This window comes from Roseovarius sp. THAF27, assembly GCF_009363655.1.
Classification (GTDB): domain Bacteria; phylum Pseudomonadota; class Alphaproteobacteria; order Rhodobacterales; family Rhodobacteraceae; genus Roseovarius.
Map to the genome: position 1 here is coordinate 3,649,668 of NZ_CP045393.1, position 14,218 is coordinate 3,663,885.

The following is a 14,218-nucleotide window of genomic DNA, read 5'->3' on the forward strand; positions in this document are numbered from 1 at the left end:
GGGATGCGCCTCTCCGGGCGCATCTCGTGATCATGCGGGCACCAGCGGCACCATCTCCATCTTGGCCGTCGTCTCGAACCCCTTGGCAGTCTCGGCCAGCATCCATTCCCGGAAAACCTTGATCTGGGGTTTGTCCTCGGCGCCCTTGCGACAGACAAAGCGAAACTGCGCCCCGGCGCTCACGGCCTTGCTATAGGGCGCGACCAGCCGGCCTTCCATCAGGTCCTTGATGACAAGCGCCCGGCGCCCCAGCACCACGCCAACCCCCGCCAAAGCCGCGTCCACCGCATGGTCGCCTTGCGAAAATCGCGGGCCGTGCGGCTCGACCGGGTCCACGCCCATCGCCCGGAACCAGGCCGCCCAGTCGGTCGCCGGATCCAGGAAATCGATCGATTGATCGACGATCAGCACCGCCTCGCGCAGGCTTTCTATCGTCGGATACCGTTCGGCCAGCGCGGGCGTCATCATCGGCGTCACCCATTCCTCGGCCAGCGGCAGCGAATACAGCCCCTCATCCGCCCCGTGCCCGAACCGGATCGCCACGTCCACCTCGTCGCGGTCGAAATCCATCAGCCGCAAAGATGCCGTGAATCGCAGCTCGATCTCGGGATGCGCCTGCGCAAACTCGTAGAGCCGTGGCGCCAGCCATTTCGCGGTAAAGGCCGGCCCCGCCGTCACCGTCAGCGTGCTGCTGTCCAGCGCCCGCCGCGTCGCCGTCCAGGCCGCCGACAGGGCCGAGAACCCGTCGCGGCACCCCGGCGCCAGCGCGGCCCCCGCCTCGGTCAGTTCCACCGCCCGGTTCAACCGCCGGAACAGCGCTGCACCCAGATGCTCCTCCAGCGACTTGATCTGGAACGACAGCGCAGCGGGCGTCACGTTCAATTCCGCCGCCGCCTTCTGAAACGACATGTGCCGCGCTGCGGACTCGAAGGCGCGCAAGGCCGTCAAAGGGGGAAGGCGATCACTCATCTCACTAAAATATAACTTAACTGAAGCGCTGAAAAGTCTCGTTTGCGGTCACCTACACAAAGCCTCATATTCAAATCAATCAAGTTTCCCTGAAAGGATCGACCATGATCGAGACCTCTTTCGACGCCCGCACCCGCGACGCCTATCGCGCCGCCCATTACGAACGAAGCCGCGCTTTCGGCGAACTTCTCGGCTGGCTGGGGCGCAAGTCACCTTCCAGATGATCGTTGCAGGTCTCTGGAAACAGAAAGGGCCGGTTCCCCTGACCGGCCCTTTCGCTTTTCGTGGGTTCGGCCTCCTCAGACGAAGAACTGCGCCCCGTTGGCCGAGATGGTCGAACCGTTGATGAACCCGGCATCGTCCGACGCCAGGAACGCCACGCAGCGGGCGATCTCCTCGGGCTCACCCAGCCGGCCCGCCGGGATCTGACCGATGATCGATTCGCGCACCTTCTCGGGCACCGCCATCACCATTTCCGTGGCGATATAGCCCGGGCAGACCGCGTTCGCGGTGATCCCGGCGCGCGCGCCTTCCTGCGCCAGCGACTTGACGATCCCAAGGTCACCCGCCTTGGTCGCGGCATAGTTGACCTGTGCGAACTGCCCCTTCTGGCCGTTGATCGAGCTGATCACGATCACGCGCCCGAACTTGCGTTCGCGCATTCCCGGCCAGACCGGGTGCACCGTGTTGAACACGCCGGTCAGGTTGGTGTCGATCACGTCCTTCCACTGGTCCGGCGTCATCTTGTGGAACGGCGCGTCACGGGTGATGCCCGCATTGGCTACCACCACGTCGATCGGGCCCAGCTCGGCCTCGACGGTCTCGATTCCGGTCTTCGAGGCGTCGTAATCGGCCACGTTCCATTTATAGGTCTTGATGCCGGTTTCGTCGGTAAACTTCGCCGCGGCTTCGTCGTTGCCCGCATAGGTGGCGGCAACCTCGTAGCCCTCCTCCTTCAGTTTCTTCGAAATGGCCTCGCCGATACCGCGGCTACCGCCTGTCACAAGGGCAACTCTCGCCATGGGAACTCCTCCAGTCTTTCTATCCAGTGTTGGTTGTCTCGGAAACTTTGCTACTCACCCTGCGCGCAAAGCGCAACATTCTTGCGCAATTCTTTTTGCCGCGGGGCACTCATCCGCTGTTCAGGAACGCCTCCGCGTCGCGCTCGCCCAATGTCCACGTCTCGCGCAGCTTTTGCGGGTCGGTAAAATCTATCTTGTCGGCGGGCGTCTCCTCGGACGGCCAGACATAGAGTCGTCCGGGCACATCCGGCAGGTTCCTGTATTGCCGGGTCAGCAGCACCAGCGTCTCGCCCTCGTCCGGTTCGGGCAGCGGCGCCTGGTCGGCCATCCCGCCATCCACCACGCGCCGGTCGCCCCAAAGCGGCGGTTCGAACACCGGCGGAATCACCGCAGCCGCATTCACCAGCTCCACCAGCCGCCCGTCCCGCGCCGCTTGGTTGGCGTCGACCAGCTGCGCCGTCAGGCCCATCTTCTCGGCCCAGTCGAAATGCGGGCTGCCCACGACATGCAGCTCCGCCTCATAGGCCGCGGCCAGAGCCGTGCCCGTCATCGTCGGATTTCCGTTCGACGGCGGATGCGCGATCTGGATCTGAAAGGCCGGGCCGTTCGCGACGGCCTCGCAGGCCGCCTTGTCCAGCACTGTTTCCACCACGTCGCAATAGATGCGCTGGTGCGGGGTGATCCCGTCCTCGTCGGCGGCAAAAAGATCGAGGTTGTGGTCGCGGTCCTCGAACGCGTCGCACATCACGTCGAGCAGCCGGTGCTCCAGGCCCGCGATCCACGCCGCACACGCCATCGCACCGCCGCTCACCCCGGTCACCCGCTCGGGCGTGAACTTGCGCTCGGCCTCTAGCCGGGTCAGGAAACCGCCCTGCCAGAAACACCGCAACCCGCCGCCGGAAAACACGATCTGAGGAGGGTTGTCGGGCAACATCATCTGGGGCTGTCCTGGGGCTCGGATTGAAAAACAGGCCCCGGAGGGCCTGTCTTGTCGTCTCAAATCAGTCGCCTACGGGCGCTCGATGCACATGGCCACGCCCATGCCACCGCCGATGCACAGCGTGGCCAGCCCTTTCTTGGCATCGCGGCGCTTCATCTCGAAGAGCAGCGTGTTCAGAACGCGGCAGCCCGAGGCGCCGATCGGGTGGCCGATGGCAATCGCGCCGCCGTTCACGTTCACGATCGACGGGTCCCAACCCATGTCCTTGTTCACGGCACAGGCCTGCGCGGCGAAGGCCTCGTTGGCTTCCACCAGGTCCAGGTCATCGACGCTCCAGCCTGCCTTTTCCAGCGCCTTGCGGCTGGCGTGAATGGGGCCGACGCCCATGATCGACGGGTCGAGGCCGGCGGTGGCATAGGAGGCGATCCGCGCCAGCGGCTCGATCCCGCGCTTCTCGGCATTCTCGGCGCTCATCAGCAGCACGGCCGCCGCACCGTCGTTCAGGCCCGAGGCATTGGCCGCGGTGACCGAGCCGTCCTGAGTGAAGGCCGGGCGCAGTTTCTGCATCGCGTCCATCGTGGCGCCGTGGCGGATGTATTCGTCCTTGTCCACGACCGTCTCGCCCTTGCGCGACTTGACGGTGAACGGGATCACCTCGTCATCGAACTTGCCCGCCTTCTGTGCCGCCTCGGCCTTGTTCTGGCTGGCGACGGCGAACTCGTCCTGCTGTTCGCGGCTGATCTGCCACTTCTCGGCGACATTCTCGGCGGTCTGGCCCATGTGATAGCCGTTGAAGGCGTCCCACAGACCGTCGCGGATCATCGTGTCAATGTATTTCATGTCACCCATCTTGTGCCCGGCGCGCAGATGCGCGGCGTGGGGGCTGAGGGTCATGTTCTCCTGCCCGCCAGCGGCCACGACATCGGCATCACCCAACTGGATGTGCTGCGCGCCTAGCGCCACGGCCCGCAGGCCCGACCCGCACACCTGGTTGATGCCCCAGGCCGCGCTTTCGATCGGCAGGCCCGCATTCACATGCGCCTGGCGGGCGGGGTTCTGGCCCTGCGCCGCGGTCAGGACCTGGCCAAGGATGGTCTCGGAAACTTCCGATTTGTCGATGCCCGCGCGCTCGACGATGGCTTCCAGAACAGCCGCGCCCAGGTCATGCGCCGGGGTGTTGGCAAACGCGCCGGAAAAAGAGCCGACAGCGGTCCGTGCTGCCGAGGCGATAACAACATTGGTCATAGTGTCCTCCACCATTTCTTGCTGGCCGAGGACCGAAGGGCAGCGCGTCATGCGCGGCCCCCGGATTCCCCGCATCACGCAGGGTGTAGCGCAGTCGCCGCAATGCGGCAACTGTAGCCGTTGTCACAGGTCAGGCCGTCGCCGCCGCCTTGGCCGTTTCCAGCCAGGGCGGCTGCACCGTGGGCGCGCCGAAATAATAGCCCTGCAGACAATGCACGCCGATATTCTGCAAATAGATGGCGTCATTGGGGCGCTCGACGCTTTCGGCGACGGTGACCATGTCGAACTGCTCGGCAATCGAGATCAGCGCCCGCGTCAGCACCTGGTTGTCCGGGTTGTCCGCGATCCCGCGAACGAACTGCCCGTCGATCTTGAGGATGTCGAAATAGAAATCCCGCAGGTAGCGGAACGAGGTGAACCCCGCCCCGAAATCGTCCAGCGCGAAACTGATACCCTTCCGTTGCAGCCGGGCCATGAAGCTCACCACCAGTTCCGGCACCAGCATGGCCGAGCTTTCGGTAATCTCGAGGATCAGGCGCTCTCCCAGCGTCGGGTCCTGCGCCAGCCCGCGTTTCAGCGTGCGCATCCAGCGCGGATAGCCGATGGACCGCGCCGACATGTTGATCGACAGGCGGATATCGGGATGCTCGCGTAAGGTGCGGATGCCCTTTTCCAGCGACAGGCAACCTACGATCCGCCCCATTTCCATCGCTTCGATCACATGGATGAAGTCGCGCGCCGGGATGATCCGGCCAGTTTCATCCAGCACCCGTACCAGCCCCTCGTAAAAGGCCGGCCGGTCCTGCCGCCCGGACGGCACCACGGCCTGGTAGGCCAGCATCACGTCACCGTGCCGCACCGCCTCCTCGACCATCTGGATCACCGACTGGTCCCGCACCGACACCGCATAGGCCAGGGGGTTGTGATGCCCCGTTGGCACGTTCGCCCACTTCAATCTCTTGTCACCCATGAATCTCTCCGTACTCCACCGCTGCCCAATAAGCGCCACGCAGTCTAAGGAATTGTTAAAAGGGGCATTTGAGTCATACTGTCCGCAACAGGCGAAACCGGGGGGCTTGAACCATGGAAAGATGCGGCTGGGTCGGCACAGATCCGATCTACGAGGCCTATCACGACACCGAATGGGGCGTGCCCGAATGGGACAGCCGCGCGTTGTGGGAAAAGCTCATTCTCGACGGCTTTCAGGCGGGCCTCAGCTGGATCACCATCCTGAAGAAGCGCGAGAATTTTCGCGCGGCATTCCAAGGCTTTGACCCGCATCTCATCGCCACCTGGGGCGAGGAGGACGTGCAGCGCCTTTTGGGCGATCCCGGCATCATCCGCCACCGCGGCAAGATCGAAGCCACCATCACCAATGCCCGCGCCTGGCAGGAGATCGAGGCCGAACAAGGCTTCGACACCTACCTGTGGTCCTGGATGGGCGGCGCACCCTTGCAGAACCGCTGGACCAGCCTGGCCGAAGTGCCCACCGAAACCGAAATATCCCGCGCAATTTCGAAGGATTTGAAGAAACGTGGCTTCAAATTCTGCGGCCCGACCATCGTCTATGCCTTCATGCAGGCCGTGGGCATGGTCAACGACCACGTCGTCACGTGTCACCGCCACGCCCCCGTGGCAGCAATGGCCACGCCGCCGCGCTGAACTTTGCCCGCGCGAAAGCTTGCCCCCGTCGCGGCTCTGGCCTAGACCGGATCCGAAGATTTCAGGGGAGGCCCAGATGACCAAGTTCGACAAAAGCAAACTGCCCAGCCGCCACGTGACCGAAGGGCCCGCGCGCGCGCCGCACCGCTCGTACTATTACGCGATGGGCATGACCGAGGAGGAGATTCACCAGCCCCTCGTCGGCGTCGCCACCTGCTGGAACGAGGCCGCGCCCTGCAACATCGCGCTCAACCGTCAGGCCCAGGCCGTCAAGGGCGGCGTGAAAGAGGCCAAGGGCTCGCCCCGCGAATTCACCACCATCACCGTCACCGACGGTATCGCCATGGGGCACGAGGGGATGCGCTCGTCGCTCGCCTCCCGCGAGGCCATCGCGGATACGGTCGAGCTGACCATGCGCGGCCACTGCTATGACGCCATCGTGGGCCTTGCCGGCTGTGACAAGTCCCTGCCCGGCATGATGATGGCCATGGTGCGCCTCAACGTGCCGTCGGTCTTCATCTACGGTGGCTCGATCCTGCCGGGCAAGGCCCCCCAGATCGACGAGATCCCCGAGGAATTCCGCACCCGCGACCTCACCGTGCAGGACATGTTCGAGGCCGTGGGCTGGAACCAGAACGGCACCATGTCCGACAAGGCGCTCGATACGCTCGAACGCGTGGCGTGTCCCTCCGCGGGGGCCTGCGGCGGCCAGTTCACCGCCAACACCATGGCCTGCGTCTCCGAGGCGATCGGCCTTGCCCTGATGAACTCCTCGGGCATGCCAGCGCCGTACGAATCCCGCGACCAGTACGCCGAGGCGTCGGGCCGCGCGGTCATGGACCTCTTGGAGAAAAACATCCGCGCCCGCGACGTGGTCACCCGCAAGTCGATGGAAAACGCCGCGCGGGTCGTCGCTTGTACGGGGGGCTCCACCAACGCAGGCCTGCACCTGCCCGCCATCGCGCACGAGGCCGGGATCGAGTTCTACCTCGACGATGTCTGCGAAATCTTCCGCGACACGCCCTATTTCGTAGACCTCAAGCCGGGCGGGCAATACGTCGCCAAGGACCTCTACGACGCGGGTGGCATCCCCGTGGTGATGAAAGAACTGCGCAAGGCCGGCCTCATCCACGAGGACTGCATGACCGCCACGGGGCGCGCCATCGGCGAAGAACTTGACCGGATCGAGCGCAAAGCCGACGGCAAGGTTATCTACCCCATCGAAACCCCGATCACCAAGACGGGCGGCGTCGTCGGCCTCAAGGGCAACATCGCGCCGCAGGGTGCCATCGTGAAGGTCGCGGGCATCGCACCGGAACACCAGGTCTTCACCGGCCCCGCCCGCGTGTTCGAATGCGAGGAAGACGCGTTCGCCGCCGTTCAGAAACGCGAATACAAGGAAGGCGAGGTCATCGTCATCCGCAACGAGGGGCCCGCCGGCGGCCCCGGGATGCGCGAGATGCTGGCCACCACCGCCGCCCTCTCGGGTCAGGGCATGGGCAAGAAGGTCGCGCTCATCACCGATGGCCGCTTCTCCGGCGCCACGCGCGGCTTCTGCGTCGGGCATGTCGGCCCCGAAGCGGCCCATGGCGGCCCCATCGCGATGCTCAAGAATGGTGACATGATCACCATTGACGCCATCAGGGGCGAGCTTTCGGTGGACCTCAGCGACGAGGAACTGGAAGCCCGCAAGAAAGACTGGCCTGGCCCGCGCGAGACGATCTACGCCTCCGGCGCACTCTGGAAATACGCCCAGCTCGTGGGCGAGACCTACAAGGGCGCGGTCACCCATCCCGGCGCCGAGGCCGAGCGTCACGTCTACGCGGACCTCTGAGCCTGCCCGTGCGCGCCCTCCGACCAATCTGGCTGGCGGCCCTCCTGTGGTCGCTGGCCGCCTGCGGCGATCTCGGGCCGGGCGGTACGTCCGACGAGCCCAACGTGGTCAAGGCACTGGCGCTCTACGATGGCGACGTGGTGGTGCGCGGCCCGCGCGGCTATTGCGTCGACGCCGACAGCGTCCGCCGCCAGCCTTCCAACCGCCTCGTGCTCCTGGGCAGTTGCGAGTCGCTCAGCGGAGAGCCGGGCGTCACCGTTCCCCCGGCCCTGATCGTGGTCAACGTCGCGGACAAGCAGCCGGGCCGCGCGCAGCCCACCGCGGCGACCATCGCCGCCAGCGCCGCCCCGAAGAAACCGCTGGCCGCGATAGATACCGACGGGCTCGCGCTGGTGCATCTGGACGCAGGCGGCGAACTGGCCCTGCCCGGAGGCGACCCGCGCTACTGGCGCGGCGGCATGGTCATCAACGACCATTTCGTAAGCCTTGCGGTCTATACACCGCGCGGCAGCACCCTTGCCGGCACGTCCGGCCGCCGCTTCATTACCGATCTCGCCCGCGCCTTGCGGAGCGCCAGTGCGCAGTAAGCCGAGGCAAGCAATGGATTGTTTCGAAACTCAGGTTAATGCTATGAAAACCTCCAGAGGGGCAGATTGTGGCACGACCAGACGGGATTGATCGACGCGGATGGGGCTGAAACGTTCAGGACTGGATTGGCTGGCCCATCGGCGCGACCTGCGGCGATGGCGACAAACCGTTCGCGACGCCACGTCGATGACGCTGGAACAGCTTCGCGCCGAACGCTCCGAAGCACGCAAGCTGCGCTACCATCTCAACGAGCTGATCAGCCATGCCGACAACCGGCTGGCCCTGCCGATGATCGGCAGCCACGCCTTCCCCAAGCCACACGGCACCGACTGGTCCTGGCGCCCCGCGATCTGGCGCGAACCGCTGGCCGTGCCGGGGCGATCCTCTGTCCTCAGCAAGACGCAACTGGGGCACGAGCTGACACTGTTTCACGACTGTCAACACTCCGAACTGACCCTGCGCCAGCTGCGCAACACCCGCGAGGCCGATCTTGCGCCCTTCGGCCTGCGCATGGACGTCTTCAGCTTCGACGGCTCTTTCCTGTCGCTCGTGCTCGACCTGCCCGAGGCGGCGGTCCGCGGCCTGCAGCAGCGTCACCTGATCCGCATGGACACCATCGTCGAGATGGAAAAGTCGCTGGAGATCTTCGCGCGGCTCAACATCAAGCACGGCCCGAACACCGAACAGATCGTGCGCGAACTGCCGCTGCACGAAGAAGAGATCATGGTCGAGTTCGACCTGGCCTATTCCAAGCTGAACGAAAAGCGGATCGAGCGCGCCTGGATCGACCTGATTTTCGAGAACCCCCAGATGAGCCAGGTCATCCTGCGCGACCTCACCTTCAGCCGCCGGCCCCGCGCGGAATTCTAGGAGGACACCGATGCAAGAGCTGACATTGACCAAGACGCGCCTCTTCGAAGGCGTCTGGGAAGGGGTCATCACCGGCGCCGGCGACCGCCGCCCGGACGTGTCGGTCACGCACCTGCAAGACAGCATCGCCGGCGTCGAAGTCGTCGAGAAACCCGAGGAACAGGCCTGGGTCCTGCGGGTCCCCATCCCCGCCGACCGCATCGCCGACGGGGTGCAGACTTTCCTGATTTCCGACAAGCAGACCGGCACCGCCCTCGGCAGCTTCTCCATCGTTTCGGGCGATGCGCTGGCCTACGATATCCGCGCCGAGGTGACGCTCCTGCGCGAAGAGCTGGACATGCTCAAACGCGCCTTCCGCCGCCACTGCCTGGAGACGATGTAGGGCCGCTTTGCGGACCTTGCTGCCGTTCCAGACGGAGGCTATCGTCAGCCCCTGGGGTGGCGATCCGACGGCAAATAGGAAGCACTTTATGCCTGCCAAACACATCCTCGGAATGATCGGTGCGCCCAGCCTCAGCCAAATCGCCAGCCCAAGGGAGGGGCTGACGATGGCCGGGCCGCTGCGCGGCTGTTAACCGGCTGGATGCTCGAACCCAATGTCTCACAAGGACTCATTTCCGACTTTCGCAGCCAGCCATAACCGCCAGCTAGCCGTCCTTGCCCAGCTTCACCACATTCACCGAATCCTCCGGCGCCAGTTCCTCGAAATCGAAGTTGTCCAGCTTCGCCGCCCGTTTCCCTGCACGCTCGGCCGCGGTTGAAATTCCCTCGACATCGCGCCGCGCCTGGTCGAAATGCGTCTCCAGCTTGCCCGCGCGTTCCAGCACCAGTTCCACGTCTCGGTGCAACTGCCCCAGCATCTTGCGAATGGCCCCCGCCTGCTCGCGCATCCGCGCGTCTTTAAGGATCGCGCGCATCGTGTTCAGCGTCGCCATGCAGGTGGTGGGCGACACGATCCAGACCTTCTGGGCGAACCCCTCGCGCACCAGTTCCGGGAAATTGGCGTGCAACTCGGCATAGACCGCTTCGGACGGCAGGAACATCAGCGCGCCATCCGCCGTCTCGCCATCCAGGATATACTTGTCGGAAATATCCTTGATGTGCTTCTTCACCGAGGTCCGCAGGAACTTCGCGGCCTCGTTCACCTCGTAGTCGCTCTTGGCGTTGCGCAGCGCCTCGTAGGCCTCCAGCGGAAACTTGCTGTCGATGGCGATCGGCCCCGGCGGGTTCGGCAGGTGGATCAGGCAATCTGCCCGCCGCCCATTCGACAGCGTCGCCTGCAGCGAATAGCTGTCTGACGGCATCGCCTTGCTGACGATATCGGTCAACTGGATCTCGCCGAACGCCCCGCGCGTCTGCTTGTTCGACAGGATATCCTGAAGCGACAGCACATCACCCGACAGCTTGGTTATATTGTCCTGCGCCTTGTCGATGGCGCTCAGCCGTTCCTGCAACGCCGTCAGGCTGTTGGTGGTCTGCTTCGATGAGCCATGCAGCGTCTCGCGCATCCGCTCCTGCATCTCGGTCAGCGCCCGCTGGCTGCGCATCGCGTTGTCCGCCAGCCGGTCCTGCATCTGCTGCTGCACGCCCGCCAGCCGCTGTTCGACCATCTGCGCCAGCTGTGTCTGCCCGCTGGTCGCCGTGTCGCTCACCACCTGGATCGAACTGCGCAAACCCTCCTGCCCATTGGCAAGGCTCTGCACGTTCTGCCCCAAGTGTCCCAACTGCTGCGCCAGCGGCTCCGTCGCCAGCGCCGTCCGCGCCGCGGCCCGCAGCGCAAGGATCACCAACAGCAGGATCAGCAACACCACGGCCGCCGCCGCCAGTGCCGCCATCACCAGCGGATCGTCCAGTGCGTAAGTGGTCTCGCCAATCGTAATCATGTCCGCCCGAACAACCGCTCGATATCGCTCAGTTTCAGCTCCACGTAAGTGGGCCGTCCGTGGTTGCACTGCCCGGAATGCGGCGTCGCCTCCATCTCGCGCAGCAATGCGTTCATCTCCTCGCCGCTCATGCGCCGCCCCGACCGGATCGAGCCGTGACAGGCCACCCGGCTCAGGATCGCCTCGATCCGCGCCTGCACGTTCAGGCTCTCACCCATGTCGGCCAATTCGTCCAGCACGTCGCGCAGCATCTTGCCCGCGTCGCACGGCCCCAGGATTGCCGGCGTCTCGCGCACCGCGATGCTGCCCGGCCCGAACGCCTCGATCACCAGCCCCAGCCGCGCCAGATCCTCGGCCATATCCAGCAGCAGCCCCGCCTCGCCACTGCTCAACTCGACAATCTCGGGGATCAGCAGCGCCTGACTGGCCACGCCGTTCTCGGCCATCTGCCGCTTCAGCTTCTCATAGACCAGCCGCTCATGCGCCGCGTGCTGATCCACAAGGACCATGCCGGTCTCGGTCTGCGCCACGATGTAATTCTCGTGCACCTGCGCCCGCGCCGCCCCCAAGGGCAGCGACTGCGGCGCCACCGCGTCTTCGTGCGTCTCCACCACCTGCGGCTCGACCCGACCCGACCAGGCGCCTTGCATCTCGGCAAAGCCCGCCTCCGGCGCCTGCATCTGGTAACTCGCCGCCCGCGCCGCTGCCCCGGGCCGATCCATCTGGTAGATTTTTGAAGCGCCCGCCTGTGGCAAGGGCTCCGGCCGCATCGCACCCAGCGTCGCGCCCGCCACGGTGGTCGACGCCCGGTGACCCGCCTCGGCCAGCGCATGGCGCAGCCCCGACACCAGCAGCCCCCGCGCCACGCCGGGATCGCGAAACCGCACCTCGGATTTCGCCGGGTGCACGTTCACATCCACCAGCTTTGGCTCGCATTCCAGGAACAGTGCCGCCGCCGGATGCCGGTCCCGGCTGAGGAAATCGTGATAGGCCGCCCGCAGCGCCCCATAGAGCATCTTGTCCCGCACCGGCCGCCCGTTGACGAACAGATACTGCGCCACGCTCGACCCCCGCGAATAGGTCGGCAACGCGGCATAGCCCGTCATCGCGATCCCCTCGCGCTCGGCCTCGATCCGCAACGCGTTCTCGGCGAACTCCCGTCCCAGAACCTGGCCCAAACGCCCGTGCAGCGCATCGAACAGATCGCCACTCTCGGCATCGGCGCGAAACACCATACGCGGCTCGCGCCCCTCGCTCACGTCGCGCAGGGTGAACCTGACGAACGGCTCCGCCATCGCCAGCCGCTTGATCACATCGCCCACCGCCTGCGCCTCGGCCCGGTCGGTGCGCATGAATTTCAACCGCGCGGGCGTGGCGTAAAAGAGATCGCGCAACTCCACCACCGTACCCCGGTTCAGCGCGGCAGGCTTCACTGCACCGATGCCACCACCCGCCACCGTAATCTCGACCCCGTCGAACCCCTGCGCCCGGCTTGTGATCGTCAGCCGCCCCACCGACCCGAGGCTGGGCAGCGCCTCGCCCCGAAACCCGAAGGAATGGATGTTGAGCAGGTCCGACCCGTCGATCTTCGACGTCGCGTGCCGGCTCAGCGCCAGCGGCAACTCGTCCCCGGTCATTCCGCAGCCGTCGTCCCGCACGCGGATCAGCGTCTTGCCCCCATCGGCAATGTCCACATCGACCCGGCGGGCGCCCGCATCCAGCGCATTCTCCACCAGTTCCTTGACCGCCGAGGCCGGGCGCTCCACCACCTCACCGGCGGCAATGCGGTTGATCGCCGTCTCGTCCAGTTGCCGGATGACAGGCCGTTCCTCGCTTATATTGGGGCTGATTTCATTCATACCGCAATACCTAGCATGCCCATGTCCGATTCTGCTAGGTTCGAGTGCACCTTTGAAAGCGTCCAACGGTGCTTTTTCTCACGATCCGGATCGCCACGACACTCACGTCCCCGGGACGCTCCGGGAACCCGCAGCGCCACACCCTCGTTTCTCGTCCAGACGCCAAGCCCGAGGAAGGCCATACCATGCAATCCGAAACCATCGGCGTCGCCACGTTCGAAACCTGGACCGTCAAAGAGGTCGCCGACGCCTTCGCCGCGAACGAAATCGTGCTGATCGACGTCCGCACGATCCCCGAATACGCCTTCCAGCATATCGAGGGCGCCATGCTCTTTCCCATGCCCTTCTTCGACGCGCAGAAACTGCCCGGCCAGTCCGACAAGCGTATCGTCCTGCATTGCGGCTCGGGCGTGCGGTCGGACAAGATGGCCCGTGCGGCGATCGACGCCGGCCTCGACCGCATCGCCCACATGGAGGGCGGCTTCGGCGCATGGAAAGAGGCCGGCAAACCCTATATCGGCACCTCCATGAGCACCGGCGGCCCCGAACGTGTCACCGCTTGATCCCGGCGGGTCTTCGCCACGCGGCCGGGCTTTGCGCTTGATGCGACGCTGCGCCTCGCCTATTCCCGCGCCAGATCTTACGCCAGAGGCACGCGTCCCATGACCCTTTCCACGATCCGGCAACTCGACAGACTGATCCTCGGCATCGTCGTCGCCGTCCTGGTGCTTACGGTCGGCATCTTCTTCTACAGCACCGACTTTTTCACCCTGACCTACGCACGCGAGGACGGGATCGTCGAATACGGCACCGCGATCTTCCTGTTCCTGGCAAGCGTCGTTCTGTTCGGCAACGCCCGCTCTCTCAAGGCGCGCGGCCTCACCTTGGCCTTCGGCTGCACGCTGTTCTACGGCCTGCTGTTCTTCTTCGCCGCGGGCGAGGAGATTTCCTGGGGCCAGCGCATCTTCGGCTGGGAAACCGGCGAAACCTTCCAGGAGATCAACAAGCAGCAGGAAACCAACCTGCACAACCTGATCGTGCCCACGCCCTGGGGCGATTTCCACCTCGCCAAGACGCTCTTCGGCCCGATCCTGACGCTGATCCTGCTGATCTATCTCGCCGTGCTGCCGCTGCTCTACCCGCGCGTGGGCTGGATCAAACGCACCGCCGACCGCATCGCCGCCCCGGTCCCCAGCACCCGCCACGCGGTTCTGGCCGTGGCCGCCAGCCTCGTGATCGCCGCCATCGACGTATCGCGCAAATGGGAAGTCTACGAGCTTGTGTTCAGCCTGCTGGCCACGTCGATCTTCCTCCTGCCCCAGAACCGCGACCACACGACCTGAGAC

14 protein-coding genes are annotated in these 14,218 nt (G+C 65.2%); 7 read left to right on the forward strand and 7 right to left on the reverse strand.

The features are described 5' to 3' along the window. Positions 1-30 precede the first annotated feature (30 nt). The 5 genes from FIU89_RS18105 to FIU89_RS18125 form a co-directional block, all read right to left on the reverse strand. Complete coding sequence (locus tag FIU89_RS18105; protein WP_152493881.1) at positions 31-969, reverse strand: transcriptional regulator GcvA; 939 nt, start codon at positions 967-969, stop codon at positions 31-33. A 299-nt stretch (positions 970-1,268) separates the two neighbouring features. Further along, complete coding sequence (gene phbB / locus FIU89_RS18110) at positions 1,269-1,991, reverse strand: acetoacetyl-CoA reductase (RefSeq protein ID WP_152493882.1); 723 nt, start codon at positions 1,989-1,991, stop codon at positions 1,269-1,271. A 109-nt stretch (positions 1,992-2,100) separates the two neighbouring features. Beyond that, positions 2,101-2,928, reverse strand: a complete 828-nt coding sequence (locus FIU89_RS18115; RefSeq protein WP_152493883.1) for a patatin-like phospholipase family protein — start codon at positions 2,926-2,928, stop codon at positions 2,101-2,103. Positions 2,929-3,000: 72 nt separating this feature from the next. Continuing rightward, positions 3,001-4,176 carry an acetyl-CoA C-acetyltransferase gene (locus tag FIU89_RS18120; protein ID WP_152493884.1) on the reverse strand — a complete coding sequence of 392 codons (1,176 nt, stop codon included), beginning with the start codon at positions 4,174-4,176 and terminating at the stop codon, positions 3,001-3,003. A gap of 130 nt (positions 4,177-4,306) precedes the next feature. Then, the gene (locus FIU89_RS18125) at positions 4,307-5,146 is read right to left on the reverse strand and encodes an EAL domain-containing protein (RefSeq protein ID WP_152493885.1); all 840 of its coding nucleotides are present in this window, start codon (positions 5,144-5,146) and stop codon (positions 4,307-4,309) included. Between the two features lie 113 nt (positions 5,147-5,259). Here FIU89_RS18125 and FIU89_RS18130 point away from each other — a divergent pair, with 113 nt between their 5' ends. From FIU89_RS18130 to FIU89_RS18150, 5 genes are all read left to right on the forward strand, one after another. Then, a complete protein-coding gene (locus FIU89_RS18130) occupies positions 5,260-5,838 on the forward strand; it encodes a DNA-3-methyladenine glycosylase I (protein ID WP_152493886.1) in 579 nt (192 codons plus the stop codon). A 76-nt stretch (positions 5,839-5,914) separates the two neighbouring features. Beyond that, the gene (ilvD, locus tag FIU89_RS18135) at positions 5,915-7,672 is read left to right on the forward strand and encodes a dihydroxy-acid dehydratase (protein WP_152493887.1); all 1,758 of its coding nucleotides are present in this window, start codon (positions 5,915-5,917) and stop codon (positions 7,670-7,672) included. An 8-nt stretch (positions 7,673-7,680) separates the two neighbouring features. Beyond that, positions 7,681-8,259: a hypothetical protein gene (locus FIU89_RS18140; protein WP_152493888.1), complete on the forward strand. Its 579-nt coding sequence runs from the start codon at positions 7,681-7,683 to the stop codon at positions 8,257-8,259. A 100-nt stretch (positions 8,260-8,359) separates the two neighbouring features. Further along, entirely contained in the window at positions 8,360-9,130 is a 771-nt protein-coding gene (locus FIU89_RS18145) for a DUF6478 family protein (RefSeq protein ID WP_152493889.1), read from the forward strand. Between the two features lie 10 nt (positions 9,131-9,140). Beyond that, positions 9,141-9,512, forward strand: coding sequence for a hypothetical protein (locus tag FIU89_RS18150; protein ID WP_152493890.1), 372 nt, complete (start codon positions 9,141-9,143; stop codon positions 9,510-9,512). 265 nt (positions 9,513-9,777) lie between these two features. Here the strand turns inward: FIU89_RS18150 and FIU89_RS18155 are convergent, their stop codons facing one another. Together FIU89_RS18155 and mutL are read right to left on the reverse strand one after the other, a co-directional pair. Next, positions 9,778-11,013, reverse strand: coding sequence for a DNA recombination protein RmuC (locus FIU89_RS18155; protein ID WP_152493891.1), 1,236 nt, complete (start codon positions 11,011-11,013; stop codon positions 9,778-9,780). Next, entirely contained in the window at positions 11,010-12,872 is a 1,863-nt protein-coding gene (gene mutL / locus FIU89_RS18160) for a DNA mismatch repair endonuclease MutL (protein WP_152493892.1), read from the reverse strand. The genes FIU89_RS18155 and mutL overlap by 4 nt, the downstream gene beginning before the upstream one ends. Before the next feature lie 68 nt (positions 12,873-12,940). Between mutL and FIU89_RS18165 the strand changes: the two genes are divergently transcribed. Both FIU89_RS18165 and FIU89_RS18170 read left to right on the forward strand, forming a co-directional pair. Further along, the gene (locus FIU89_RS18165; RefSeq protein ID WP_368373270.1) at positions 12,941-13,435 is read left to right on the forward strand and encodes a rhodanese-like domain-containing protein; all 495 of its coding nucleotides are present in this window, start codon (positions 12,941-12,943) and stop codon (positions 13,433-13,435) included. Positions 13,436-13,534: 99 nt separating this feature from the next. Continuing rightward, on the forward strand, positions 13,535-14,215 hold the full coding sequence (locus tag FIU89_RS18170; protein ID WP_152493893.1) for a hypothetical protein: 681 nt from the start codon (positions 13,535-13,537) through the stop codon (positions 14,213-14,215). The last annotated feature ends 3 nt before the right edge of the window (positions 14,216-14,218 follow it).